The organism is Nonomuraea cavernae, assembly GCF_040655715.1.
Classification (GTDB): domain Bacteria; phylum Actinomycetota; class Actinomycetes; order Streptosporangiales; family Streptosporangiaceae; genus Nonomuraea; species Nonomuraea cavernae_A.
The window spans coordinates 54,654-77,550 of sequence record NZ_JBFAKL010000027.1 but is presented as its reverse complement, the minus strand read 5'-3'; the positions used below and the strand labels follow the sequence as shown (position 1 = coordinate 77,550).

Below are 22,897 nucleotides of genomic sequence, written 5' to 3'. Positions count from 1 at the left end.
GGGATGGGAGCCGGAAATGACCGACGAACGGCGGCGGCGCGGGCTGGACATGATGCGCCAGGTCTACGGCTGGGAGCTCGACGACGCCCCCGGCGACTTCTTCGGCATCACCGCCGACCACCTCTTCGCCGACATCTGGACCCGGCCCGGCCTGTCCATACGCGACCGCCGCCTGCTCCTCATCGGCGTGCTCGCCGGCCGTGGCTTCAACGACGTCCTCGACATCCAGCTCCCGGCCGCGCTGGGCAACGGCGAGCTGACCCCGGACGAGCTCCGCGAGATCGCCATCTTCCTCACCCACTACGTCGGCTGGCCGCTCGGCGCCCGCCTCAGCGTCCAGATCGACACCCTGATCGCCAAGCACGAGCGCGGCAGGCCACGCGATTCGCCCTAGACCTGCGGACCACTTCGGAGTCATCGGTCATGATGCGGCTTCGAGCTGCTTCTTGACCGCCGCCACCCGGTCCGGCAGCGGGCCCGGAGCGATCGGCACGCACTCGTAGCCGAGTGAGACGTAGGTGTCCAGGTGGACCTGCTCGAAACGCAGCGACTCCTCGAAGGTGATCGATCGCGCGTCGGTCGGTGTGACGAAACCGAGGTTCCGCACGAAGAACACCTTCTTGGCGTAGATCTGCTGAGCTTGGATGCGTTCCAGTTCGCGGGACAGGGCCGGAGATACGGGATGGCCGAGATAGGTGGCCAGGGCGTAGGTGCAGACGGGCGATCGATCGTAGACCTGCACCTCGCCGGGAAGGGCCGCGGCCTGTTCCTGCCGTCGGCGCTGCAAGGTGCTGATCGCCTCCACGAAGGACGGCTTCGTCCACGGCTGGGGTTCGCCCTGGGCCTGTCGCAGGGCGATGACATCTGTCGCCGCCTCCTCGACCACGGTGTAGCCGTCACACTCCAGCCAACGCAGGATCGCCGTCTTCCCCGCTCCAGGCGTGCCGGTCAGGATGTGGCGCTTCATCAATCGCCCCCGTGGGTCTCGGACATGGACGCCGCCGGCGTCACCCGTCACCCGCAGGAAGGCGGGCGGGACGTGGTCGACCAGCCAGACCCCGTTGGCGCTGCGCCAGAACACATGTCCCGAGGCGCGCATCCCCTCGGCGTCGACGACGAGCACGACGGGCGTCCCGCGCCGCGCGCCCACCCGGGCCGCGGTCTCCCGGTCGGGGGACAGGTGCACGTGGTGGCGGTTCATGGGCCGCAGCCCCTCGGCCGTGATCGAGGCCATGCTCCGGGCGACGGTGCCGTGGAACAGTACCGTTGGCGGCTCCACCACCGGCAGATCCAGATCGACGCTCACCGAATGGCCCTGGCTGGCCCGGATCCGCCCGCCCTCGATCGCGTACCGGCGCTTGTCGTTGTCGGCGACGGCCCGCTCCAGCTCCGCGCGGGAGATCGGGAATCCGTGCGCGGCGGCTGCCGCCAGCAGCACGTCCACCTCGACCCAGCCGTACGGGTCGAGGGTGATCCCGATCCGGTCCGGCTGGTGCCGGAGGTGTTTGGCCAGGTACTTGGACACCCGCACCACCCGCTGCTCGTCCATCACGGCCCTGAGGTCATTCGAGGGCGGGATGGCAGGTCACGGGGGGCGAAGCAGTGCAGCTCGTGCTCGATGGCCAGATGGTTGACCAGGCGGCAGACCTCTCCCGAGCGAGAGAAGACGACGCTCATCAACACCGCGTGCCTGCCGACGGTCAGCGGCTCCGACCACGGGGAGTCGAGGTAGTTGTCCTCGGCCAGGTCGGGGAAGCGCGCGGTCAGCTCGGCGTAGAACGCCGCCGTCGCCGGATGCGGTTGCTCCGGGAGCGCGCCGGCTTCCGGCGTCTCGATCATCTCCAGGTCCGGGCCGAACCCGAGGAGCAGCTCGACGCTCGGCGCCGCACCCGCGGCCAGGTCCTGGGCCAGTGCTTCCAGGGTGAGTGGCACGTCCTGCGGCCAAACGCCCAGTTGCACGCTCATCCGCGCCCCTTCCTCGTCCGGAAAGCCGAATGCTACGGGCTCGCGGCCGGGTGCGAGCGCGGAGCCGGGGCATCCAGGGAATTCGGCGCGCGGCGGACTTCCCGCCCCGTAAAGCGAAAAGCAGGCCAGAAACCTGCTCTGACCTGCGTTGACGCGTGGTAGACCTTCTTAGAACTTACTCGAACCATGTGGCCGTACTGTCTGAGTTGGTCAGCGCGGTAGATCGGCTCAAGAGCATGGACCCGGCGGAGTCTCCTGTGGTGCTGAGCGTCCGTTCTGAGCGGACGGGGCCACGGCGGCCGGTCACTGACCGGATTGGTGAGACAGAGCTGTCCAACCTGATCAACGCCTACAGCGCGGGAACGCCAGCGTGGAAGCTCGCCGCACAGTACGCGATCAGTGAGCGGACTATAGGCGAATGGCGCGGGAGCGTGGTGTACGCCTGCGGGCGAACGTTCGTCCTGCGCGTCGGAGCTATCCAGCCGCAATCGCCACTGCGCCATCAGAGCGGCGTCGTAGACCTCTTGCGCGGGCCGCCCTGGCGCTGTCCTCCTCACTCGCGGCCCGATAGCCCGGCAAGTGCCCGATGAACGGTGCCTGGAAATCGGTCACCGCAGGAATAGCCGCGTCTGTCACCAGGGCAGCGTACGCCGCAGCCTCACACCGTGCGGGCTAGCTCACAGGGTGGCCGTTGTGGAGGTAGGCGACGGTTCCGGTGTCGGCGGCGGTGATGGCCGCGTACAGGCGTGCCCACACGTACGGGCGTAGCCGGGCCTGTGCTTGCTCGTGGGTGCAGAACTCGAAGGCGCCAAGCTCGGCGTCAGTGATGCGCAGCGCGGCGGCCTGGTCGGGGGTGAGGGTTCCGGCGGTGAAGATCATCATTACTGAGTCGTCCCAAGGGCCATGAGGTGGCACCCAGTCAACACACACCAACGTCATACGGGAGGCGGGGAGGTGCAGGGCGAGTTCTTCGGCCAGTTCGCGGCGTAGCGCGTCGAGGGGTGGTTCGTTGGCCTCGGCCATGCCCCCGGGAAGATCCCAATTGGGTTTATAGGTGGGGTCGACGAGCAGCACACGGCCGTGGTCATCGCGGATGAGCGCATCGGCGGCGACGCGTTTGCGGGCCTGGTTGGCGTTGCCTTCGGCCAGGTGGGCGCGGTAGGCGTCGGGGTCGCGTTCGTAGAGCGGCCGGGTGTCGGGGTTGGTCATGATGTGCTGTGGCTGGTCCTGGGTTGGGTTATGTCGGTGGTGAGTTGGTAGAGCCATTCGCGTTGCCGTAGCGTCTCGGCCAGGTGGTCGAGGAAGCCCCGCGCGCACCCGGTGGCGCGGTGCGGGTGGAGCTGGTCACGCAGCTGACGCAACTGCTGAATCACTAGATACGAGCCTAGCGAGCCCGTGGTGTGGAGAACGTCGGTCGCGACCACACATGCCTGCTCCAACTCGCCGCGTTCGATGAGCACACCAGCCAGCGCGAGAGAACCGAACGCCCGGGAGCGGGTACGGCCGGCTGGCCGCAGCTCTAGCACCCGCTCGGCGTGGCGTTGCGCGGAAGGCAGGTCGCCGAGCAGGCGCAGGCACCGGGCCGCATCACCCGCGAGGGAACCCGCGTCGAACGGTGACACCCACGGCGACCGGGCCGCGCCGTGGGTGCTGTGTAGAGCGGTCTCAGCGTCGTTGAGCAGCGCGCGTGTTTCCTGTGCTTGGCCTGCGGCGGCGTGCCCGCGCGCCTGCAACGCGAACAGCCGCGCCGCAAGCTCAGGGTGCGGCGGGGCGACGGTGAGTTCTTGCTGCCCGTGGGTGGCATAGCCGATGGCGGCGGCGGGCTGGTCACGGTGGTGGGCCAGATGCGCCAGACTCGCCAGCACGTGAACCCGCAAATGCGGATCATCGCCCACACCGGCCAGGTCACGGGCCCGCGCGAAATGCTGGGCTGCTTGGTCGTCGCGTCCGGCGTCGTGGGACATCCATCCCGCCATTTCGGTAAGGGCTTGCGGCGGCGGTGAACACCCCCGCCCCTTCACCACCCCGACCGCCAAACAGCCTCGGGGCCACCTGGTCGCGGAGATAGGCCGTGACGGTCGCATACAGATGCGCGCCGCCTATCTGGGCGTCCACCGTGCGCCACGCCGCCACCGCCGCCACATCACCACCGCCACCGCCGGAGACAGTGGCCCGCGCCGCCACCGAAACCGGGATCGGGACCGCAGGTGGGGCTGGGGCCGGTCCCACGGCTGATGTTTGTGCTGGTGAGAGCGCTGTGCGCGGCTGCGGTACCCGAAACCACAACCGCTCAGCCGGGATGTGCAGCAGTCGCGCCCACTGCACCAGGCGACCAAGGTCGCTCATGGCGGGCCCGTTCTCAATTCTGCTGAGCTGGGGTTGGGTGATGCCCACCCACGCCGCCACCGTTTCTTGTCGCAGGGGGCGGCCGTGGTGGGGATGGGTGCGGTAGGCAGCGATCAACCGGCCCATGTGCCTGCGTCGAGCGCGGCCCGTATGGCGGGGTGGTCCCAAAACTCCCGAGGCACTCTCGGCGGCCCGCCGGGCGCGCCCGTGACGGCACGCGCGCCCGTGGTGCAGGCCGCGCACCGCCCGCTGGCGTTGTCGCGCGCAAGTCGTGTCCCACAAGCGCAACATCGCGCGTCGGTCATGGGTTCACCGCCCCATCGGATACGCCGAAACCCCTTGCGCCGAATGTAACCACGCGCTCACCCTGCGAATCCAGAAATACGCCGGACACATGCCCGGATGCGTCATTGGTCATGGCCGCCTATGCGGGCCGCTCACCGAAACCCTGCGGGGGTTCACGGCGCGGGCCGGGTTGGACCTGGTCGGTATCTACATCGACCAGCACGCCTACCGCAGGTCAGCGTTCGGTGAGCTCCTGCAAGCGCTGTGCCGCCCCGACGTGACCGTTGTGGTGATCCCCACGTCTGAGCACTTGTCGGAGTTCGACGGGATCTATCAGGCGATGCGCGCCCTGATCGAGATAGAAACCGGCGCCGATGTCCTGGTGATGTCCCACAAGAGCGAGGCCACGGCATGACCGCGCCTCTCACGTTGCATGAGGTCCACGACCGCCGACTGAAAGAACTACTCGGGCAGGTGATCGCCTCCGAGGTGCCCGCGATCATCGTCGACCAAGCCACCGCCGAACGGTGGCTGCTGCGCCTGGCCGGCGCGCTGCTGGGCGTCGATCAGCGGCACCGCGTAGATGCGCGGGGCCGGTGCCGGCTCTGCCGTCCCGCACACCTGCGAGCGCGGCGGTGGTGGCCCTGGTGGACACGCTCGGCCTGCACCATCCAACCCACCCTGGCGCATTTCCTCCGCGACGCCGAACCGTTCCTGTTCCCCGAGGATCGGGGGCAGTCGTGAGTGAGAAGTTCGCGCCCGTGCCGCCCACCGTCCGGGCATCGGAAGTCACCCTGTTGGCGCTGCACACCGCGATCACCATCGGCGCGCAGGTCGCCCGCATCGCTGCCCGCGTGTGGGGCCTGCCCCACCTGGAACCCGCCGCCGAACAAGCCGCCGGCCATTTGTTGGCCCGCGCGGTCGAGCGCACCGGGCACCCCGACCCCGCCCCCCGATACTCCGACATCGACCCCGCCACCATCGCCACCGTGAGCATCCGGGTCCACCGCCGCGCCGATGCCCTGATTATCGACGTGTGGGACACCGACCCCACCCCACCGAAAACCATGACACCCGACCGGCACATGAGCGCCGCGACCGCGCTGGCGCGCCGCTGGGCCACCTACCCCGCCCCAGGCGGCGGGAAGTCATCTGGGCCGAAATTGGGCCCCCGGACCATTCCCAACCCGTCGAGCTGGCACAGCCCAGCCCCGCCGACCACGCCGCGCCACGCCTTCTCCTCAGCGGTGACGCGTGCCCATGCCACGCCGCCTAACCCCGGGAGCCGCCCAGTGATCACCAGCCTTGACGACGCCGCGACGCCGCCGCCCACGGGTTCGTGTTCGTGCATGCCGCCGGCCGGGCGGTGCTGCTCGGTGTGCGCGGCTGGGCGCACTACTACGACCGCGTGGTGATCCTCAGCGACACGAACTCCGCGAACCCTTCGACGCCTACAGCGTGTGGCAAGGCCGCGCCACCGACACCACCGCCAGGCACCCACGCCCCAGCACGGCCATACGACCACGCATGCCTCTGCACAGCGCACAAGCCCCACAAACACAACAACGCCGCACCCGGAACTAGGCACGACGTTGCAAGGGACCATAAGGCCTCACCAGCGGCCCTAGCCCTCTGCGGCCAAGGTTCTAGTAAGACACCTATGGTGGACGATACTGGGATTGAACCAGTGACCTCTTCCGTGTCAGGGAAGCGCTCTCCCGCTGAGCTAATCGTCCTTGGAGGTGGAGACGGGATTTGAACCCGTGTAGACGGCTTTGCAGGCCGCTGCCTCGCCTCTCGGCCACTCCACCGTGCCGGAAGCTCCGAGCGGAAGACGGGATTCGAACCCGCGACCCTCACCTTGGCAAGGTGATGCTCTACCACTGAGCCACTTCCGCGTCGCCACCGAGATTGTGGTGACGAGAGAACTCTAGCGAATCCTGGCCGAGTCCCCAAACCGGAGTTCGCCGACCTGTTCGGCGTACCAGGTGATCTCGGCGACGTGCTCGGCGATCTGGCGCAGGGTCCAGTTGGGATCGCGGGGCACGTCCCACGCGTCGGGCGCCGTCGCGTAGCGGTTCAGGTACGCCTGGCCGAGCCGGGTCCAGCGGGAGCGGGCCTCGTCGAGGTCGAGCTCGGTGAAGCGGGCCCAGTCGGACTCCAGCGTCACCATCCGGCCGTGCCAGGCGTCGGGCTGCGGGACGGCGCCGGCGAGCAGCGCCTCCACCTCGGCCAGGTGGTCGACCAGGTGGTCCTGGACGCGACGGGCCGCCTTCGACGGGGTCCACACGTTGGCCCCGTCGGTCATGATCGGCCTGCCGTCCCAGGCCGGCCAGGTGGCGGCGAGCGCGAGGCAGCGGTCGACGGCTTCAGTGATGAGGTGTGCGGGATTGTCTGTCATGTGCCGATGGTGGCCCCGAAACGTTCGGGCGAGCGTCGAAGTATGGCGGTGCGGTCAGGCGTTCTAGCCGTGGCCGCCGTTGACGGTGATGCGTTCGCCGGTGATGAAGGCGGCCGCGTCGGAGGCGACGAACGAGACGGCGGCGGCGATGTCGTCCGGGGTGCCCATCCGGCGCAGCGGCACCTGGGCCCGGTAGGCGTCGAGCTCGTCCTGGCCGGCGTCGGCGTGCCGTTCGACGGGGATCCAGCCGGGGGCGACGAGATTGACCGTGATGCCGTGGGGGCCGAGCTCGCGCGACCACGACCGGGTGAGGCCGAACTGTGCCGCCTTGGCCGAGACGTAGGCCGACATGCCGGGCACGAGGCGGTCGACGATGTCGGAGCCGATCTGGACGACCCGGCCGCCGCCGAGAGCCTTCATCCCGGGCAGGGCGGCCTGCACCAGCAGGGTGGGGCTCTTGACGAAGAAACGCAGCTGGTCGAGGTGGTCGTCCCAGGTGACGTCCTCGACCGCGATGGCCGGCTGCGGGCCGGTCGCGTTGAGCACCAGCGCCTTCACCGGCCCGAGCCGGGCGGCCACCCGCGCGACCAGCCCGGCCGTCGCGGCCTCGTCGGTGACGTCGGCGCCGAACGCCTCGGCGGTGCCGCCGGCCTCGCGGATGTCCGCGACCACCCGCTGGGCGCCCTCGACGTCGGAGTGGTAATTGACCGCCACGGCCCACCCGTCGGCCGCCAGCCGCCGCGCGATCACGGCGCCCAGACCGCGGGACGCACCGGTCACGAGCGCCACGCCGTCTGCTGCCATCGGAAGACCTCCGCTCGATCGCCCTGTCGCCCAGGGAGCCTAGCGCCTGGAAATCCCCCGCAGGTGGTGACGTCGAGCGGAGGACGAACGATCTTGATCCGGAACGAGCGGCGCGATCGTTCACAGCGTCGACGAAGAACATCGAACATTCAGTCGCTGTCCGGGAGAGTGTCGGTCCATCGCGCCTCGATGGTCACTGGCTTGCTCACGTCAAAGGCCACCCCTCCGTCAGCAGAGACGAAGAAGCTGGTGTTCCGCACCCGAGAGGTGTCGGGATCGACGACCAGTTGTACTCGTGTGCGCTCAGTCTCGGCTTGGGAGGCGGGGATCAGCAGGCCCTGCCCCCCGTCGACCGCACCGAGGCGTTCGACTTCTGGATAGGTGGCCAAAGCACGGAAGGACGCGGCTCGGACCGCAGGCGGGGCCGGGAGCTCCGAGACCAGGGAGACCAGGCCGTGCAGGACCTCCTGAGCCCTTTCGGCGGCGTCCAGCGGACCGGCGGCATTCTTGCCCTCGCCGCGCTTCACGCGATCGCTGATCCAGGCCGTCAGCGCCGCGGGCTCGGAGGGCAGATCGTGGAGTTGCTCAAGACTGACCTCCAAGCCGCCCAGCCGGAACGGGATCGGCGGCCCGCCCAGTTCGATGAGCTGACCAGCCGTCTTCTCTCCTCTGAGCCAGCGACGGCCGTCGTGGGCGGTCCATTCTTCGTACCCAGGACCTTCGCCCGAGCTGAATCGGACGTACCAGTAGTCGCCTGAGCCCTCCGGCAGGAGTTCCGCGCTGGCGGCGGCGGCAAGCAGAATCCGATCGGCCGTCAACTGAGCAGATGCGGACGGCGGCTCGTTGGGAACGGCTGTGGGCACATTCGTGCTGGAGACGACCATGGCTGCGGCGGCAGCGGCGGCGGCCAGGCCCATGCCGGCCGCGAGCCATCCGGTTCGGGGCGAGCGTGGCGCGTGGCGCATCCGCTGCTGGAGCCGGCGCAGGCTGCGCTCAGCGGCCTGGGGGGAAGGGTCAGGTGCGGCCAGCAGCGTAGCGAGGGTCTGCAGGTCATCCATGGACGGCCTCCTGATTGATGACTTTTCGAAGTTTGAGGCGGGCGCGGCTGAGCCGCGAGCCCACGGTGCCCGAGGAGATTCCGAGGGCCTCGGCCACTTCCTCGTAGCTGAGTTGAGCGAGCGCGACGAGCAGCACCACGTCGCGCTCACCGGGTGACAGTTCGGCCATGGCCTTGGCCAGGTGCGGCTGCATGCGCTGGGCGGTGACCGAGGTGACGACGCGGTTCTCGGGTCCCTCGCTGTCTCGTTCGGGAGCGACGCGGGTCAGCGCTGCGTAGTGGCGGGCCTCCTTTCGGCGGTGCCGGGCTATCAGGTTGGTGGCGATGCCGAAGAGCCACGGGCGCAGGCCGCCGCGTTTTGGGTCGAACTCGTCACGCTGGTCGAAGGCGGTCAGGAAGGTTTCGGCGGCTATGTCCTCGGCCGTCTGCGCATCCAGCCGTCCAGCGGCGTAGCGGTAGATGTCGCGGAAGTAGCGGTGATGCACGGCCGTGAACCGTTCCGGCTCCGATCGCAGGCCGGTACCAAGATCGGCATCGGTCCCTTCCTCGCTCGCGTTGGCGGTCACGCGGTCACGTCGCTGTCTCTGTCATCGGCGGGTGTCTTCCTGGTCGGAGAATTGCCTGTCGCCCGTACTTCGCCGTAGCCGCCGATCGTCTTCCCGGCAGGTCTGGTCAGGTTGCGAACGAGGGCCGCCCGCCGGATCGCGATGGCCTGAGCGACCACCGCCCCCAGGGAGTGCCCTACCAGCTGCGCGGCGTCCCCGTCAGCGGGGACAGCTGCGTCGGGCGGGGTCCGGCCGGGCTTCCAAGTGATCGGCACCCGCGAGCGCATCGGCCGCCATCACGGCATCTGGCGCGACGTCGTGCTCATCGAACGCCGCAGTCCGGTCATCTCTGGCTTGGTGCGCTCGGGAACTGGCGCCGAAGCTCGGGTTCAGATCATGCTCAGGTGACCGGTAAGTGGCTCCCAAGCCCACTGATGATCGGCCCCCGTCGAAATCACCCGCTCACGGCAGACGTCATGGGAACGCGGTGACGAGCACGGCCTTGCCCGTGGGCTGGACGCGGTCGGGCACGCCCAGCGCGACGGGGGCGAACCCGCCGAGCGCGGCGGCTCGCTCCGGCTCCTCTGTTGTAGTGACACTCCAGGTTCGTGGCCGACGTCAACGGAAACCGGCGCTCCGCGCCCACCATGCGGCGCATCGTCGCCACGGTGAGGAAATACGACACAAGGTGTCGGGTTTTATGTCGAGTATGGGTGTCACCGGTCGGCGCCGATGACGGACGTGGGCCGGCCTACGGATAGATAAGGATCTACATGCGTGACACGCCAGAAGAGCTCAGAGAGCTCCAGGCCCTCCTCGACGCCTCCCTCTCCCGCTCCACCTCGCACCTCCGCTCGATCGTCACCGAGAGAACCCTGACCGCGGAGCAACTCACCCAGATTCTGACCGGGATGTGCACTCTTGCCCTGTCCACCGTGACGGCGAAGGGCGAGCCGCGGATCAGCGGTGTGGACGGACACTTCCTGCACGGAAAGTGGTACTTCGGCACGGCGCGCAGCGCCGCCAAGGCCCGCCACCTCGCCGCTCGCCCCGCCGCCAGCGTCGCGCACATGCGCGGGGAGGACCTGGGCGTGTTCACGCACGGCACGGTGGAGATCCTCAACCCTCAGGGCGGCGAGCCGGCCCCAGACTGGCCAGACCTGCTCGCCTACTTCAAGGACTTCTATGGCGATGACGCCTTCGACTGGGACGACGAGGTGGTCTACTACCGGCTGCATCCGCACTGGATGACTGTCTACGCCCCTGATCTCGCGAAGCTCACCGCGGCGTCCCAGTCCTGACCACCAGCACCGGGCCCCGTGGACCCCACTGATCCGTTCCTCTAGCCGAAGGCGAGGATCTGGTCCGACTCCAGCAGGGTCTTGAGGTTGGACAGGATGGCCGGCCAGCCCTGGCTGACGCCCTTCAGCATCTCGCTGTCCGGGGCGAAGCCGTCGTGGGTCACGGTCAGCTTGACGGTGCCCTCACCGGCGGGCTCGATCTCGAAGGTGACCTTCGAGATCGGCTCCTTCCTGAGCTCGGCGAGCTTCTCGTCGCTCCAGCCGAACATGTCGGCCAGCTCCTGCTCGTAGTTGTGCCACGTGTAGGAGAGGCGCTTGCCGGGCTCGGCCTCCAGCACCCGCTGGCCCCAGTCCTTGAACTCGCCGCCCGTGTCGGCCTTCCAGGCGATCGGGGCGCCCTGCGTCCACTCGGAGCGCGGGCCCGAGTCGTCGAAGTAGCGGCTGATGAAGGCCGGGGTGGTCAGCGCCTCCCACAGCCGGTCGGGTGTGGTCTTGATGTAGGTGACGTAGACGAACGTGGTCTCGGACATGGCCGGGCCCTCCAGTGCTCGTTTCAGATCCGCGAGCGCGCGCGCCCGTTCGCGGTCGTAGCGGTCGATCCATCGCTCGGCGATCTCGTTGATGGGCGCGGCGTTGAGGTAGTGGAGCTTCTCCCTGCCGCGCCTGGCCGTCGCCACCAGCCCGGCCGCCTCCAGCACGGACAGGTGCTTGGTCACGGCCTGCCGGGTCATGTCCAGCCCCGCGCACAGCTCGCGCAGGGTCTGGCCGTTGCGCCGGTTGAGGCTGTCGAGCAGCTCTCGGCGGCTGGCGTCGGCCAGGGCCTTGAACACCGCGTCCATGTCTCTCATCGCCTCAGGCAACCGTATGGATGCATGTAGACATATAAGCAACCATACGGTTGCCTGTCAAGGAATGCTTAGACGCGTGGCGAAACGTCCGTGGGTTAGCGTCGGAGCATGGGAGTGGAGCACGTCGCACGCGACGCCGACATCGCCCCGGTGGCGGCGCTCATCGCCGACCCCACCAGGGCCGCCATCCTGACCGCCCTGCTCGGCGGCCGGGCGCTCGCCGCCGGCGAGCTCGCCCGGCTCGCCGGCGTCAGCGCCGCCACCGCCAGCGCCCATCTGTCCCGCCTGCTCGACGGCCGGCTCGTGGACGTCGTACGGCAGGGCCGCCACCGCTACTACCGGCTGGCCGGGCACGAGGTCGCCGAGGTGCTGGAGGTGCTGGCCCGGATGAGCGCCCGGCCTCCCGTACGGTCCCTGCGCCAGTCGCGGCAGGCGCGGCTGCTGGAGGAGGCCCGCACCTGCTACGACCACCTGGCCGGGCGGGCCGGCGTGCTGCTGCTCGACCGGCTCAGAGAGGGCGGTCACTGGCGGGACGGCGAGCTGACCGCCGAAGGGGAGCGGCTGCTGTCCGGGCTCGGCGTGGACGTGGCGGCGGCCCGCGCGGCCAGGCGGCGCTTCGCGCCCGAATGCCTCGACTGGACCGAGCGCCGCGCCCACCTCGGCGGAGCGCTAGGCGCCGCGCTGACCAGCGTGTTCCTCGAACGTGGCTGGTACGTCAGGGGGACGGTGCCGAGGGCGGTGGTCCTGACCGACACGGGCAGGGGAGGGCTGGCGGAGTTGTTCTCCGGTAAGGAGCTAACATCGCATACGCCAGTTACCTAAGCAGGAGTGAAGCACATGGGCGACAACGAGGTCGTGAACGTCGGTCCGGAACCCCTCACCTTCGACGAGGTCATCCGGGTGGCTCGCCACGGCGCCGCCGTACACCTGACCGACGACGCGATGGCGGCCGTCTCGGCGGCGCGCCAGCGGGTGGACGAGCTGGCGGAGAGCGCGACGCCCGCCTACGGCATCTCCACCGGGTTCGGCGCGCTCGCCACCCGGCACATCGACCCGGCGCTGCGCACCCAGCTGCAGCGCTCGCTGGTGCGCTCGCACGCGGCCGGCAACGGGCCGGAGGTCGAGACCGAGGTGGTCCGCGCGCTCATGCTGCTGCGCCTGCACACGCTCGCGACCGGCCACACCGGCATCCGGCCGGCCACCGCCAAGACCCTGGCCGCGCTGATCAGCGCGGGGATCACGCCGGTCGTCCACGAGTACGGGAGCCTGGGCTGCTCCGGTGACCTGGCGCCGCTGGCGCACGCGGCGCTCACCCTGATGGGCGAGGGCGTCGTCCGTGACGCGTCCGGGGAGCTCACCTCGGCGGCCGAGGCGCTCAAGCAGGCCGGGATCGAGCCCGTCGAGCTGGCCGCCAAGGAGGGCCTGGCGCTGATCAACGGCACGGACGGCATGCTGGGCATGCTCATCCTGGCCATCGACGACCTGACCGGGCTCATCCGGACCGCCGACGTCAGCGCCGCGATGAGCGTCGAGGCCCTGCTCGGCACCGACCGCGTGTTCGCCCACGAGTTGCAGGCGCTCAGGCCGCAGCCAGGCCAGGCCCTGTCGGCCGCCAATATGGTGAAAATTCTGCAAAACTCCGGCGTGATGGAGAGTCATCGCGACCCCGAGGCGTGCACCCGCGTCCAGGACGCCTACTCCCTGCGCTGCGCGCCCCAGGTGGCCGGCGCCGCCCGCGACACGATCGCCCACGCCGCGAACGTCGCCCGCTGGGAGCTCGCCAGCGCCGTCGACAACCCGGCCGTGCTCGCCGACGGCCGCGTCGAGTCCAACGGCAACTTCCACGGCGCTCCGCTCGCGTACGTGCTGGACTTCCTCGCGATCGTGGCCGCCGACGTCGCCTCGATGTCCGAGCGCCGCACCGACCGCTTCCTCGACGTGGCCCGCAACCACGGGCTCCCCGCGTTCCTGGCCGACGACCCCGGCGTCGACTCCGGCCACATGATCGCCCAGTACACCCAGGCCGCCATCGTCTCCGAGCTGAAGCGGCTGGCCGTGCCCGCCAGCGTCGACTCGATCCCCAGCTCGGCCATGCAGGAGGACCACGTCTCGATGGGCTGGTCGGCGGCCCGCAAGCTACGCAGGTCGGTCGACGGACTGGCCCGCGTGCTGGCCGTCGAGGTGCTCACCGCCGCCCGCGCGCTCGACCTGCGCGCCCCGCTCCAGCCCGCCCCGGCGACGGCGGCGGTGGTGAAGGCGCTGCGCGAGGCGGTCCCCGGCCCGGGGCCCGACCGGTTCCTCGCCCCGGAGATCGAGTCGGCCGTCCGCCTGGTGGCGGACGGCTCGGTGGTCGCGGCGGCCGAGTCGGTCACCGGCCCGCTCGCGTGACCGGCCTGTTCGTGATCGGCCCGTTCGCGTGATCGGCATGTTCGTGATCGGCTCGGGTGTGTGACCGGTTCCGGTGTGTGACCCGGGCGGTCAGCGCAGGGCCACGATCAGGTCCACCTCCAGCAGCAGCCCCGGCCTGAACAGCCGTGACACCTCCACGGTCGTGCTGGCCGGGGGAGTGCCGGTGATATACCTCCGGCGCACCCCGCCGTACTCCATCAGCCGGTCCATGTCCGTGACGTACGTCCTGATGAAGGCGATGTCCTCGAACGTCGCCCCTTGGTCGGCGAGGATCCGCGACACGCACTGAAAGATGTGCTCCGACTGGGCGGCCATGTCGCCCTCGCCGACCACCTCCCCGCGCTCGTCGAAGGCGGCCTGCCCGGAAACGTACAACATGTCGCCGACCCGCACGGCGTGGGAGTAGGCGCCGTTGGTGGCGGGCACGGTGGCCGGGTTGAGCGGTACGGTCCGGCGCGCGGGCCGGCCGGTGACCTGCCCCGCGATCGCCGTCAGGTCACTGTCGCCCAGCCCGGCCGTCTCGGCCTCCCGCAGCCGCTTCCTGGCGGCCGTGGCCAGCGACGCGCCGTCCCACGCGGCGAGCGCGAGATCCTTGGCCGCCAGACCGAGCGCGTAACGGGTCTCCGCCGCGGGAACCCGCAGCCGCTCCGCCAGGCCGCCCAGCGGGGTGCCCGACAGCACGTCCGCCAGCGCCTCGCGGGACACGCCGTGCGCCTCGCCGTACGCGAAGGTCTCCGCGAGCAGCACCTGGGCCGGGACGAGCGCGCTCATGACGGCGAGCTTCAGCGCCGCGCCCGACCCCAGCGGACCCGTCTCGCGCACCGTGCCGAACACCGACAGCACCTTCCGGCACTCCGACACGTCACCCCCGGCCAGCACCGTCAGGGTGCCGTCGGCGGCCGGCCCGACGCTGCCCAGCACCGGCGCGTCGACCAGCCCGACCCCGGCGGGCAGCAGGGCGCGCAGCTCGCGTACGGCCTCGGGGCCGATCGTCGACATCTCCACCACCGTTGCCCCCGGCCGCAGCCCCGGCAACGCCGCGGCCAGCACCTCGCGCACCGCGGCGGGGTCGCGCAGCATGGTGATCACCAGCTCGGCCCCGTCCACCGCCTCGGCGGCGGAGACCCCCGTGCCGCGCCGCCACACCGTCACCGCGTGCCCAGCCTCGCTGAGCCGCCGGGCCATGGGGACGCCCATGCGTCCCTGTCCAAGAAATGCAATCACGTGGCTCATTGAACAGGGATGCGAGGTATTCCACCAACGACTAGATTGCATGGCAGCCATGATAAAAACGCATGCCTTTGACGCCGCCGCGCTTCGCCTCTTCGACGAGGTCGCCAGGAGCGGATCGTTCACCGCCGCCGCCGAGCTGCTCGGCTACACCCAGTCGGCGGTCTCCCGGCGCATCGCCGCGCTGGAGCGCGCCGCCGGAGGTCCGCTCTTCGAGCGCCTGGCCCGAGGCGTACGCCTGACCCCCGCGGGGGTGTCGCTGCACCGGCACGCCGTGGCCGTCCTCGACCGGCTCGAACGCGCGGGAGAGGAACTGGCCGCCATCCACGGCGGCAGCGGCGGCACCCTGCGGATCGGCGCGTTCGCCACGGCCAACGTCGATCTGGTGCCGGACACGCTGCGGCGCTTCGCCGAGGCGCACCCGGGCGTCGAGCTGCGGCTGGTCGAAGGGCTGACCGGGAGGCTGGTGGACCGGCTGGACGCGGGCGCCCTCGACGTCGCGGTGATCAGCGACTACCCGTCGGGGCTGCCCGTCGAGGGCGGCGCGATCGTGCCGCTGCGCGACGACCGGCTCCTGGTCGCGCTGCCGCGCACGCACCGGCTGGCCGGTGACGACACCGTCGACCTGCGCGACCTGGCGGGCGAGACCTGGATCGAGGCCGCGCTGGGCGGGCAGCCGACGCTGCTGCTGACCGCGTGCGCCGCTGCCGGGTTCACGCCGCGCAGCGGGCTGCGGGTGGCCGAGTGGACGGGCAAGTTCGGGTTCGTCGCGGCAGGGCTCGGGGTGACGCTGGTCCCCGAGCTGGCGGCGCGGGCCGTGCCCGCCGACCTGGTGCTGCGGCCACTGCGGGGACAGGCGCCCGCCCGCCGCGTCTACGCCGCCCTGCCCCGGACACCGCTTCCGGCGGCGCTGGAGTTCGTCCGGTTGCTGGGAGAATGGGAGACGTGCACGACGGTTTCGCCCACGTAGCCGGTCTCCTCGCCACGGGCCTCCGCGACGTTACGACCGACCTCGCCGCCCTCGACGGCGAGGGCTGGTGGGCTGTCGTGGTCGACTATGAGGGCAAGGTGACCTGCGCCCGCTTCGATCGCGTACGTCCCGCGCCGCTGCCCGCGCCCCGGCGGCCCTGGCACGGCCCCCGCCCCGGCCAGTGGCGCAGCTCGCTCGACCGGGCCGCCTATGAGCGCGGCGTCCAGGCCATCCGCGACGAGATCGAGCGAGGCGAGGTCTACCAGGCCAACCTGTGCCGCGTGCTCACCGCGCCCGTCCCCGGCGACGCCGACCCGCTGGCGCTCGCCGCCCGCCTGGCCACCGGCAACCCCGCCCCCTACTCCGCCGTGATCCAGCTGCCGGGGCTCAGCGTGGTGTCGGCCTCACCCGAGCTCTACCTGTCGCGCGACGGCGACGTGGTCGAGTCCGGGCCGATCAAGGGCACCGGCGTCACCGAGGCCGACCTGCTGGACAAGGACTACGCCGAGAACGTCATGATCGTCGACCTGGTCCGCAACGACCTCGGCAGGGTCGCGGCCGTCGGCTCCGTCGAGGTGCCGGAGCTGTGCGTCGTGGAGGAGCATCCGGGCCTCGTCCACCTCGTCTCGACGGTGCGCGCGAAGCTGGCGCCGGGAATGGGCTGGCCCGAGCTGTTCGCGGCCACGTTCCCGCCCGGCTCCGTCACCGGCGCGCCCAAGTCATCCGCGTCGCGCATCATCAACCAACTCGAAGCGGAGCCCCGGGGGCCGTACTGTGGTGCGGTGGGCTGGGTCGACGCCGACCGTCGCCGGGCGGCGCTGGCCGTGGGCATCCGCACGTTCTGGATCTCCGCTCGCGAGATCCGGTTCGGCACGGGCGCGGGCATCACGTGGGGCAGCGATCCCGCGCGTGAATGGCTGGAGACCGAGCTGAAAGCGTCCAGGCTCATCTCATTGGCATCCTCAGGAGGCACTTGATGACTATCCCTGTCTGGGTCAACGGGGACCTGATCGACCCCACGCGGGCCACCGTCTCGGTGTTCGACCACGGACTGATGGTCGGCGACGGCGTGTTCGAGACCGTGAAGATCGTTCACGGCCGGTCGTTCGCGCTCACCCGGCACCTCGACCGGCTCAAGCTCTCGGCCCAGCGCATGGACCTGCCCGAGCCCGACGTCGAGGCCATCGCCGACGGCATCGGCAAGTGCCTGGCCGCCGCGCCCGACTGGCCGCTCGGCCGCATCCGCATCACCTACACCAGCGGCCCCGGCCCGCTCGGCTCCGACCGGGGCGACCAGGGCACCACCTCCGTGGTGATCGTCGACGAGCAGAAGCCGTTCCCCGCCGCGGCCGCCGTCTCCGTGGTCCCCTGGCCGCGCAACGAGCGCGGCGCGCTGTCCGGCGTCAAGAGCACCTCCTACGGTGACAACGCCAAGGCCCTGGCCCACGCCAAGGCGCGCGGCGGCGGCGAGGCGATCTTCGGCAACCTGGCGGGCGACCTCTGCGAGGGCACCGGCTCCAACATCTTCGTCGTCCGCGGCGGGCGGCTGCTCACCCCGACGCTCCAGTCCGGCTGCCTGGCCGGCGTGACCAGGGCCCTGGTGCTCGAATGGTGCGGCGGCGAGGAGGTCGACGTGCCCCTGGCCGAGCTCTACACCGCCGAGGAGGCGTTCCTCACCTCCACCACCCGCGACGTGCAGCCGATCAGGCTGGTCGACGAGACCGAGCTGCCGATCGCGCCCGGCCCGATCACCGCCAAGGCGATGCGGGTCTTCGCCGAACGCTCTGCCGCCGACCTCAACCCCTGAGATAGCGTGGCATCACTCGTGCGAGATGTGAGGTCTGGGTGGCCGCTGGTGCGCTACGTCCGGGAGATCCCGGGCGATTAGGCGATCACGCCATCGTGGGCAGGCTCGGTGAGGGCGGCCAGGGCGTGGTCTACCTGGCCGAGGCTCCCGGCGGCGAGCGGGTGGCGATCAAGGTCATGACGGGCGGCATCGACCGCTCCTCCGCCCGGGAGCTCGCCGCCGCCCGCCAGGTCGCCGAGTTCTGCACCGCCCGGGTGATCGCCGCCGACCTCGACCACGACCCTCCGTACATCGTCAGCGAGTACGTCGACGGCCCGCCGCTGTCAGACGTCGCCCCGCTGGGCGGCGCGGCCCTGACCCGGCTGGCCATCGGCACGGCCACCGCCCTCACCGCGATCCATCGAGCGGGCGTGGTGCACAGGGACTTCAAGCCCGCCAACGTGCTGATGGCGCCCGGCGGGCCGCGCGTCATCGACTTCGGCATCGCCCGGCTGACCGGGCTCACCACCACCCGCGGCGGGCTCGCCGGCACGCCGCCGTACATGGCTCCGGAGCAGTTCGGAGACGAGCCGACCGGCCCGGCCGCCGACGTGTTCGCCTGGGGCTCGACCATGGTGTTCGCCGCCACCGGCCGCCCCCCGTTCCTCGCCGACACGATCGCGGCGGTGGCCTACCGGATCATGAGCGCCGAGCCCGACCTGACCGGGCTCGCCGAGCCCCTGCGCGGTGTGGTCGCGCGAACCCTGGCCAAGGACCCGGCGGCCCGCCCCACGGCCCGTGACCTGCTGCTCGACCTGCTCGGCGAGGACCGGCCGGCCGGCGAGATGGACGTGCTCGAACAGGGCGCCGTGGCAGCCGGCTCGCCGCGCCCCTCGCGCCGGCATGTGCTTCTCGCCGCCGGCGCCGTCGCCGCGGCGACGGCGGTAACCGGCGGGCTGCTGTGGCGCCAGATCGTCGCCGGCGCGTCCGACGGCTCCCCGGCGGGCACCGCGACCACCCAGCCGCCCTCGACCACTTCGAGTCCCTCCGCGGAGACGTCACGCCCATCTACGACCAAGACGGGACAACCGTCCGTCGGCCCGCCGCCCACCAGATCGTCGGAGTTGGTCGCCGCGGTGGAGGCCGCGGTCACCGTGACCTCCATGGCCGACTTCTCCTACGACGGCGGGCTGAGCCAGAGCGCCTTCTACGGCACGGCGAACGGCCAGCTCGCCTACGGGACCCTGGGCGGGAGCGCGACCGACTTCAGCATGCGGGCCTCCTCCGAAGGCGAGACCGCCCAGGTGGTGTTCATCAGGACGGAGGAGGGCGACGTGACCTACCTCAACGGGCGGCGGGTGACCGGCGAACAGGACTCGGCCGCGCTCGCGTTCGCCGCCATGGTGCCGGTGACCGGCGGGATCGGCGTCCTGCTGGACCTGGTCAACCTCACGCCCCGGGTGAACGGAGCGGGGCGGGACTACTCCGGGTCCCTGGTCGCCGACAAGGCCCCCGCGGTCGTGCAGGACAAGCTGTCCGAGATCACCGGCGGGTGGACCACGGAGGAACTCGGCGATAGCCAGATCACCTGGAAGCTGCGGCTGGACGCGCACGACAGGCCGATCCTGTTCGACTTCTCCTGGCGTGCGCTCAACTCCAACACCCGCGTCACCTCGTCGTTCACGACCACCTACGGCAAGTGGCGGCCTGGGACGATCGAGGCGCCTCAGTAGGACTGCTGCGTCTGCACGTTGAAGTCCTTCATCGTGACCTTCTTGGCGGGATCCGTCAGGGGATCGTCGATGGAGATGACGTCCAGGCCCTTACGGATGTCGGCGGAGTAGATGTAGCCGTTGTAGTAGTAGGCAGACCAGGATCCCGCCACGCCGTCCTCCTCGAAGGGCCCGCGCTCGAAGTAGCCGATCTCCTTGGGCGCGGACGAGTCGGTGAAGTCCCAGATCGACACGCCTCCCTGGTACCACGACTGGACCATGATGTCCTTGCCGGGCACCGGGATCAGCGAGCCGTTGTGGGCCACGCAGTTCTCGTTCCTCTGCTGCTGGCGAGGCATCTTGAAGTAGCCGCGCCGCTCCAGCTTGCCGTCGACGATGTCGTAGATCGCGTTGGCGCCCTTGGTCTGCGGCGTCTTGCTGTCGCAGGTCGGCAGGGAACCGCCGCCCAGCTCGTCGCCGAAGATCACCTTGGTCGCGTCGTTGTTGAACGTCGCAGAGTGCCAGATCTGAAAGTTGGCCTCATCGCGGATCTGCTGCAGCACCTTGGGATCGACCGGGTCGGAGATGTCGAGCAGCACGCCGTCGCCGAAGCAAGCGGCCGCGGCCAGCTTCTTCTCCGGATAGGCGGTGATGTCGTGACAGCCGCCCGCGCCCAGCTGCCGATCGGGGAAGATGTTCGGCTTGGACACGATCGCCGCTGACTTGGGATCGTCCGTCGGGATCTTCACGACCTGGATGACCTGGTGCGGCTCGGGGCAGGTCGTCGAGTCCGGCTCAGGGCCAGGGGATGAGACGTACACGTAGAGCGTCTCGCCCTGCGGGACCATCGTGTGGGTGTGCGAGCCGCAGTCGGTGGCCACCGCCGAGACGTACTGCGGGTTCTTCTTGTCGCTGATGTCGAAGATGCGCAACCCTTCCCAGGTCCGCGTCTTGTCGTCCGAGTCGCAGCTCTCACCGCTCCGCGGCTGGTCGACCGACAGGATCAGCAGGTTACCGTGGACCGAGATGTCGTTCTGCTGCGCCGGGCAGGCGACCTGGCTGACCGTCTTGGGCGCCGTCGGGTCGCTGATGTCGTAGATCGAGAACCCGCCGAAGTTGCCCACGAACGCGTAGTCGCCCTGGAACGCGAGGTCGGTGTTCCAGTCCATCTCCTTGTCGAGTGGAGCGGTGCGCGGCACGTTGGCGACCAGCTTGACGTTGTCGCTCGTCATCACGTCCCCCGAGGCGGGAGTATTCGTCTCAGGTGCCCGGCCGGTGCCCGGCGATTCGGGCCCGGCCGCGCCCGGCCCTCCGCCACATGCCGCCACCAGCAGGAAGACCGCGCACAACGCCGCCCCCCGTACCCTCACAGAGATCACGCCCGCACCCCTAGTCTTGTGATTCAGTATGGAAGCTATGTCAGTACGATTCCGGTCACGCACGCTGATTGTCACGATTGTGGCGGTTTTCGTACTGGCCGGTTGCGCTGAGGAGCCGGACCAGCCGTCCCCGATCGGCACCGACGCACCGGTGATCGTCCCACAGGGCCCGGGCACTCCGGCACGTACGGCCACGCCCGGCGAACGCATCGGGCAGGGCGCCACACAGCCGGAGGCGGCCGATGTCCGCTTCGCCGAAGGCATGATCCCGCATCATCGTCAGGCGCTGGAGATGACCGGTCTGGTCGCCGAGCGGACGACCAACGCCGGCGTCCGGCGCTTCGCCGAGCAGATCGCGATGGCCCAGCGCCCCGAGATCACCCTCATGTCGTCCTGGCTGTCGTCCCTCGGCCGCCAGCTGCCCGCCGAGCACGCGCACGGCCCGGCCGGATACGGCATGGCCACGCTGGAGGAGATGAACGCGCTGCGCGCGGCCCGGGGCACGGCCTTCGACCGGATGTTCCTGGAGCTCATGATCAGGCACCACGAGGGCGCGCTGAAGATGGCGGGGGAGCAGTTGACCGGCGGACGCGACCCGAACATGCGGCGGCTGGCCGGGGACGTCTCTTCGGGGCAGAGCATCGAGATCGCCCGGATGCGGAAAGTGCTGGACGCGCTTCCGGGATAGGCCGTCAGGACGGCCAGAGCATGTTCGTCAGCTCGGCGTCGAGGTCCATGAAGTCGACCTCGCGCCCCGCCGGCACCTTCTCGTACGTGCGATGGAGGAACTCGGTGAGGGGGGCGAGCGGCACTTCGAAGAGCGCCTGGCCGAACGGTGACGTCAGGCTGATGTGCAGGGTGCGCTCGCCGTCGGCGCGTGCGGGCCAGACCTGCACGTCGCCGTCGCCAACGCGCCGCACGATGCCCACGGTGAGGAGCTCGCGGGCGAAGATCCACTCGACCGGTTCGTCGTTCCCTACGTGGAAGGCCATGCGGATGGCGTACGGGTCGTCGGCTGTGTAACTCAGGCCGGCGAGCAGGGGGACGGTAGTACGGTCGGGGACCACAAGCCGAAGGCCAAGCTCGGCGGAGACGGTGGTGCTGTTCATCGTCAGCCAAACCTTTTCGTCGAAGGTCCCCTCTTCGGGGCTTTCACTGCTCTGACGGACTTCGTCCTGAGCTATGACGCGGAACGAAGAAACCCGTAGGAAAGATTCCGCTACTGAGGCCTTCTGTAACGCATATCACAGCTGGACATTTAGGCATCTACCTGGCTAAACGGCATCAATCGGTTTGTATTTGCGAGGGTTTTGCGAGTTGTCGAGCCCGTCCCGGTCGGCCCCTTCATGAGCGTTTCTGGAGAAAGGATCACGATGGGCGCCTACCGGAACAGCTCGATGGTATGCCAACGAGCCCCTACGCCGATGGGCAACCACCGCCTTTCACTCGAATCCCTACCCTCCGTCGCCGGTCGCCTCACTCGAAGCCGCCCGTCGCGTCACTCGCCGCCGGTCGCGCTTCGCCAGAGGGTGCCAGAGTGCGGTATGGTTTTCCCGTCGGCGCCGCACGGTGCCGCACAGGGCGGGCGATTAGCTCAGCGGGAGAGCGCTTCGTTCACACCGAAGAGGTCACTGGTTCGATCCCAGTATCGCCCACCACATAGCAGCAGGTCAGAGGCCGGATTCCGAGAACGGAGTTCGGCCTTTGTGCTGTCTGGACCGTCGTTGGACCGTGGCCTCGGCCGTCACTTGTCCGCTCGGACCGCCACGCGACGGCAGGTCCCGGCACTCTCGGCGCGGTCCAGGCGGTCTGTGATGTTCAACTGCCACCTTCGTTGGCGCTCGCTCGCCGCGCGGGGC

General features: G+C 70.0%; 25 protein-coding genes and 4 tRNA genes. 13 read left to right on the top strand and 16 right to left on the bottom strand.

Going from position 1 to position 22,897, the window contains the following annotated elements; genetic code table 11:
• The first annotated feature begins 16 nt into the window (after positions 1–16).
• Positions 17–394, top strand: a complete 378-nt coding sequence (locus AB0I38_RS31705) for a carboxymuconolactone decarboxylase family protein (RefSeq protein ID WP_358487926.1) — start codon at positions 17–19, stop codon at positions 392–394.
• Between the two features lie 27 nt (positions 395–421).
• Here the strand turns inward: AB0I38_RS31705 and AB0I38_RS31700 are convergent, their stop codons facing one another.
• From AB0I38_RS31700 to AB0I38_RS31680, 5 genes are all read right to left on the bottom strand, one after another.
• Positions 422–1,549 (bottom strand): RNA 2'-phosphotransferase, encoded by a 1,128-nt coding sequence (locus tag AB0I38_RS31700; RefSeq protein ID WP_358488133.1) that lies wholly within the window; start codon positions 1,547–1,549, stop codon positions 422–424.
• On the bottom strand, positions 1,549–1,965 hold the full coding sequence (locus tag AB0I38_RS31695; protein ID WP_358487923.1) for a hypothetical protein: 417 nt from the start codon (positions 1,963–1,965) through the stop codon (positions 1,549–1,551). The genes AB0I38_RS31700 and AB0I38_RS31695 overlap by 1 nt, the downstream gene beginning before the upstream one ends.
• Positions 1,966–2,637: 672 nt before the next feature.
• Positions 2,638–3,174: an NUDIX hydrolase gene (locus AB0I38_RS31690; RefSeq protein WP_358487920.1), complete on the bottom strand. Its 537-nt coding sequence runs from the start codon at positions 3,172–3,174 to the stop codon at positions 2,638–2,640.
• Positions 3,171–3,929 (bottom strand): hypothetical protein, encoded by a 759-nt coding sequence (locus AB0I38_RS31685; RefSeq protein WP_358487914.1) that lies wholly within the window; start codon positions 3,927–3,929, stop codon positions 3,171–3,173. The genes AB0I38_RS31690 and AB0I38_RS31685 overlap by 4 nt, the downstream gene beginning before the upstream one ends.
• Positions 3,871–4,437 (bottom strand): helix-turn-helix domain-containing protein, encoded by a 567-nt coding sequence (locus tag AB0I38_RS31680; RefSeq protein WP_358487912.1) that lies wholly within the window; start codon positions 4,435–4,437, stop codon positions 3,871–3,873. The genes AB0I38_RS31685 and AB0I38_RS31680 overlap by 59 nt, the downstream gene beginning before the upstream one ends.
• Positions 4,438–4,582: 145 nt before the next feature.
• On the opposite strand from AB0I38_RS31680, the gene AB0I38_RS31675 reads away from it, so the two are divergent.
• The 3 genes from AB0I38_RS31675 to AB0I38_RS31665 are packed head-to-tail and all read left to right on the top strand — an operon-like array spanning position 4,583 to position 6,011.
• Positions 4,583–5,011: a hypothetical protein gene (locus AB0I38_RS31675; protein WP_358487908.1), complete on the top strand. Its 429-nt coding sequence runs from the start codon at positions 4,583–4,585 to the stop codon at positions 5,009–5,011.
• A complete protein-coding gene (locus tag AB0I38_RS31670; RefSeq protein ID WP_358487905.1) occupies positions 5,008–5,340 on the top strand; it encodes a hypothetical protein in 333 nt (110 codons plus the stop codon). Before AB0I38_RS31675 ends, AB0I38_RS31670 begins: the two co-directional genes overlap by 4 nt.
• Complete coding sequence (locus AB0I38_RS31665; RefSeq protein ID WP_358487902.1) at positions 5,337–6,011, top strand: hypothetical protein; 675 nt, start codon at positions 5,337–5,339, stop codon at positions 6,009–6,011. Before AB0I38_RS31670 ends, AB0I38_RS31665 begins: the two co-directional genes overlap by 4 nt.
• A gap of 246 nt (positions 6,012–6,257) precedes the next feature.
• Here the strand turns inward: AB0I38_RS31665 and AB0I38_RS31660 are convergent.
• The 7 genes from AB0I38_RS31660 to AB0I38_RS31630 all read right to left on the bottom strand — a co-directional run bounded on the left by AB0I38_RS31660 (position 6,258) and on the right by AB0I38_RS31630 (position 9,424).
• Positions 6,258–6,332, bottom strand: a tRNA-Val gene (locus AB0I38_RS31660).
• Position 6,333: 1 nt separating this feature from the next.
• Positions 6,334–6,407: transfer RNA gene (locus AB0I38_RS31655), tRNA-Cys, on the bottom strand.
• A gap of 15 nt (positions 6,408–6,422) precedes the next feature.
• Positions 6,423–6,494, bottom strand: a tRNA-Gly gene (locus AB0I38_RS31650).
• A 32-nt stretch (positions 6,495–6,526) separates the two neighbouring features.
• Entirely contained in the window at positions 6,527–6,997 is a 471-nt protein-coding gene (locus AB0I38_RS31645; protein ID WP_358487898.1) for a hypothetical protein, read from the bottom strand.
• A 63-nt stretch (positions 6,998–7,060) separates the two neighbouring features.
• Positions 7,061–7,801 carry an SDR family oxidoreductase gene (locus AB0I38_RS31640; protein ID WP_358487894.1) on the bottom strand — a complete coding sequence of 247 codons (741 nt, stop codon included), beginning with the start codon at positions 7,799–7,801 and terminating at the stop codon, positions 7,061–7,063.
• A gap of 149 nt (positions 7,802–7,950) precedes the next feature.
• The gene (locus AB0I38_RS31635) at positions 7,951–8,859 is read right to left on the bottom strand and encodes a CU044_5270 family protein (RefSeq protein ID WP_358487891.1); all 909 of its coding nucleotides are present in this window, start codon (positions 8,857–8,859) and stop codon (positions 7,951–7,953) included.
• Entirely contained in the window at positions 8,852–9,424 is a 573-nt protein-coding gene (locus tag AB0I38_RS31630) for an RNA polymerase sigma factor (RefSeq protein ID WP_358487888.1), read from the bottom strand. Before AB0I38_RS31630 ends, AB0I38_RS31635 begins: the two co-directional genes overlap by 8 nt.
• A 752-nt stretch (positions 9,425–10,176) precedes the next feature.
• On the opposite strand from AB0I38_RS31630, the gene AB0I38_RS31625 reads away from it, so the two are divergent.
• The gene (locus AB0I38_RS31625) at positions 10,177–10,704 is read left to right on the top strand and encodes a pyridoxamine 5'-phosphate oxidase family protein (protein WP_358487884.1); all 528 of its coding nucleotides are present in this window, start codon (positions 10,177–10,179) and stop codon (positions 10,702–10,704) included.
• A gap of 41 nt (positions 10,705–10,745) precedes the next feature.
• On the opposite strand, the gene AB0I38_RS31620 is transcribed toward AB0I38_RS31625, so the two are convergent.
• On the bottom strand, positions 10,746–11,552 hold the full coding sequence (locus tag AB0I38_RS31620; protein WP_358487880.1) for an ArsR/SmtB family transcription factor: 807 nt from the start codon (positions 11,550–11,552) through the stop codon (positions 10,746–10,748).
• Positions 11,553–11,660: 108 nt separating this feature from the next.
• On the opposite strand from AB0I38_RS31620, the gene AB0I38_RS31615 reads away from it, so the two are divergent.
• Both AB0I38_RS31615 and hutH read left to right on the top strand, forming a co-directional pair.
• Positions 11,661–12,374, top strand: a complete 714-nt coding sequence (locus tag AB0I38_RS31615) for an ArsR/SmtB family transcription factor (RefSeq protein WP_358487876.1) — start codon at positions 11,661–11,663, stop codon at positions 12,372–12,374.
• Between the two features lie 15 nt (positions 12,375–12,389).
• Positions 12,390–13,940 carry a histidine ammonia-lyase gene (hutH, locus tag AB0I38_RS31610; protein ID WP_358487872.1) on the top strand — a complete coding sequence of 517 codons (1,551 nt, stop codon included), beginning with the start codon at positions 12,390–12,392 and terminating at the stop codon, positions 13,938–13,940.
• A 90-nt stretch (positions 13,941–14,030) separates the two neighbouring features.
• Here the strand turns inward: hutH and AB0I38_RS31605 are convergent, their stop codons facing one another.
• On the bottom strand, positions 14,031–15,185 hold the full coding sequence (locus AB0I38_RS31605) for a Rid family hydrolase (RefSeq protein ID WP_358487868.1): 1,155 nt from the start codon (positions 15,183–15,185) through the stop codon (positions 14,031–14,033).
• Between the two features lie 58 nt (positions 15,186–15,243).
• On the opposite strand from AB0I38_RS31605, the gene AB0I38_RS31600 reads away from it, so the two are divergent.
• The 4 genes from AB0I38_RS31600 (at position 15,244) to AB0I38_RS31585 (ending at position 19,680) form a co-directional block, all read left to right on the top strand.
• Positions 15,244–16,161, top strand: coding sequence for a LysR family transcriptional regulator (locus AB0I38_RS31600; RefSeq protein WP_358487862.1), 918 nt, complete (start codon positions 15,244–15,246; stop codon positions 16,159–16,161).
• Entirely contained in the window at positions 16,128–17,138 is a 1,011-nt protein-coding gene (locus tag AB0I38_RS31595) for a chorismate-binding protein (protein ID WP_358487859.1), read from the top strand. Before AB0I38_RS31600 ends, AB0I38_RS31595 begins: the two co-directional genes overlap by 34 nt.
• A complete protein-coding gene (locus AB0I38_RS31590; RefSeq protein ID WP_358487855.1) occupies positions 17,138–17,968 on the top strand; it encodes an aminotransferase class IV in 831 nt (276 codons plus the stop codon). Before AB0I38_RS31595 ends, AB0I38_RS31590 begins: the two co-directional genes overlap by 1 nt.
• A gap of 95 nt (positions 17,969–18,063) precedes the next feature.
• Positions 18,064–19,680, top strand: coding sequence for a serine/threonine-protein kinase (locus AB0I38_RS31585; RefSeq protein WP_358487850.1), 1,617 nt, complete (start codon positions 18,064–18,066; stop codon positions 19,678–19,680).
• Here AB0I38_RS31585 and AB0I38_RS31580 read toward each other — a convergent pair.
• Positions 19,674–21,038, bottom strand: coding sequence for an LVIVD repeat-containing protein (locus AB0I38_RS31580; RefSeq protein ID WP_358487846.1), 1,365 nt, complete (start codon positions 21,036–21,038; stop codon positions 19,674–19,676). The genes AB0I38_RS31585 and AB0I38_RS31580 overlap by 7 nt on opposite strands.
• 79 nt (positions 21,039–21,117) lie before the next feature.
• Here AB0I38_RS31580 and AB0I38_RS31575 point away from each other — a divergent pair, with 79 nt between their 5' ends.
• On the top strand, positions 21,118–21,726 hold the full coding sequence (locus tag AB0I38_RS31575; protein WP_358487843.1) for a DUF305 domain-containing protein: 609 nt from the start codon (positions 21,118–21,120) through the stop codon (positions 21,724–21,726).
• 4 nt (positions 21,727–21,730) lie between these two features.
• Here AB0I38_RS31575 and AB0I38_RS31570 read toward each other — a convergent pair whose 3' ends face one another.
• On the bottom strand, positions 21,731–22,147 hold the full coding sequence (locus AB0I38_RS31570; protein WP_189127954.1) for an SsgA family sporulation/cell division regulator: 417 nt from the start codon (positions 22,145–22,147) through the stop codon (positions 21,731–21,733).
• Between the two features lie 474 nt (positions 22,148–22,621).
• On the opposite strand from AB0I38_RS31570, the gene AB0I38_RS31565 reads away from it, so the two are divergent.
• A tRNA-Val gene (locus AB0I38_RS31565) sits at positions 22,622–22,696 on the top strand.
• The last annotated feature ends 201 nt before the right edge of the window (positions 22,697–22,897 follow it).

Excerpts from the sequence above, each read along its gene's own strand:
- AB0I38_RS31685 (WP_358487914.1), bottom strand. The coding sequence starts at position 3,929 with ATGTCCCACGACGCCGGACGCGACGACCAAGCAGCCCAGCATTTCGCG.
- AB0I38_RS31640 (WP_358487894.1), bottom strand. The coding sequence starts at position 7,801 with ATGGCAGCAGACGGCGTGGCGCTCGTGACCGGTGCGTCCCGCGGTCTG.
- AB0I38_RS31635 (WP_358487891.1), bottom strand. The coding sequence starts at position 8,859 with ATGGATGACCTGCAGACCCTCGCTACGCTGCTGGCCGCACCTGACCCT.
- AB0I38_RS31590 (WP_358487855.1), top strand. The coding sequence starts at position 17,138 with ATGACTATCCCTGTCTGGGTCAACGGGGACCTGATCGACCCCACGCGG.
- AB0I38_RS31695 (WP_358487923.1), bottom strand. The coding sequence starts at position 1,965 with ATGAGCGTGCAACTGGGCGTTTGGCCGCAGGACGTGCCACTCACCCTG.
- AB0I38_RS31625 (WP_358487884.1), top strand. The coding sequence starts at position 10,177 with ATGCGTGACACGCCAGAAGAGCTCAGAGAGCTCCAGGCCCTCCTCGAC.
- AB0I38_RS31705 (WP_358487926.1), top strand. The coding sequence starts at position 17 with ATGACCGACGAACGGCGGCGGCGCGGGCTGGACATGATGCGCCAGGTC.
- AB0I38_RS31615 (WP_358487876.1), top strand. The coding sequence starts at position 11,661 with ATGGGAGTGGAGCACGTCGCACGCGACGCCGACATCGCCCCGGTGGCG.
- AB0I38_RS31670 (WP_358487905.1), top strand. The coding sequence starts at position 5,008 with ATGACCGCGCCTCTCACGTTGCATGAGGTCCACGACCGCCGACTGAAA.
- AB0I38_RS31620 (WP_358487880.1), bottom strand. The coding sequence starts at position 11,552 with ATGAGAGACATGGACGCGGTGTTCAAGGCCCTGGCCGACGCCAGCCGC.
- AB0I38_RS31690 (WP_358487920.1), bottom strand. The coding sequence starts at position 3,174 with ATGACCAACCCCGACACCCGGCCGCTCTACGAACGCGACCCCGACGCC.
- AB0I38_RS31645 (WP_358487898.1), bottom strand. The coding sequence starts at position 6,997 with ATGACAGACAATCCCGCACACCTCATCACTGAAGCCGTCGACCGCTGC.
- hutH (WP_358487872.1), top strand. The coding sequence starts at position 12,390 with ATGGGCGACAACGAGGTCGTGAACGTCGGTCCGGAACCCCTCACCTTC.
- AB0I38_RS31680 (WP_358487912.1), bottom strand. The coding sequence starts at position 4,437 with ATGGGCCGGTTGATCGCTGCCTACCGCACCCATCCCCACCACGGCCGC.
- AB0I38_RS31600 (WP_358487862.1), top strand. The coding sequence starts at position 15,244 with ATGATAAAAACGCATGCCTTTGACGCCGCCGCGCTTCGCCTCTTCGAC.
- AB0I38_RS31570 (WP_189127954.1), bottom strand. The coding sequence starts at position 22,147 with ATGAACAGCACCACCGTCTCCGCCGAGCTTGGCCTTCGGCTTGTGGTC.
- AB0I38_RS31700 (WP_358488133.1), bottom strand. The coding sequence starts at position 1,549 with ATGGACGAGCAGCGGGTGGTGCGGGTGTCCAAGTACCTGGCCAAACAC.
- AB0I38_RS31595 (WP_358487859.1), top strand. The coding sequence starts at position 16,128 with ATGGGAGACGTGCACGACGGTTTCGCCCACGTAGCCGGTCTCCTCGCC.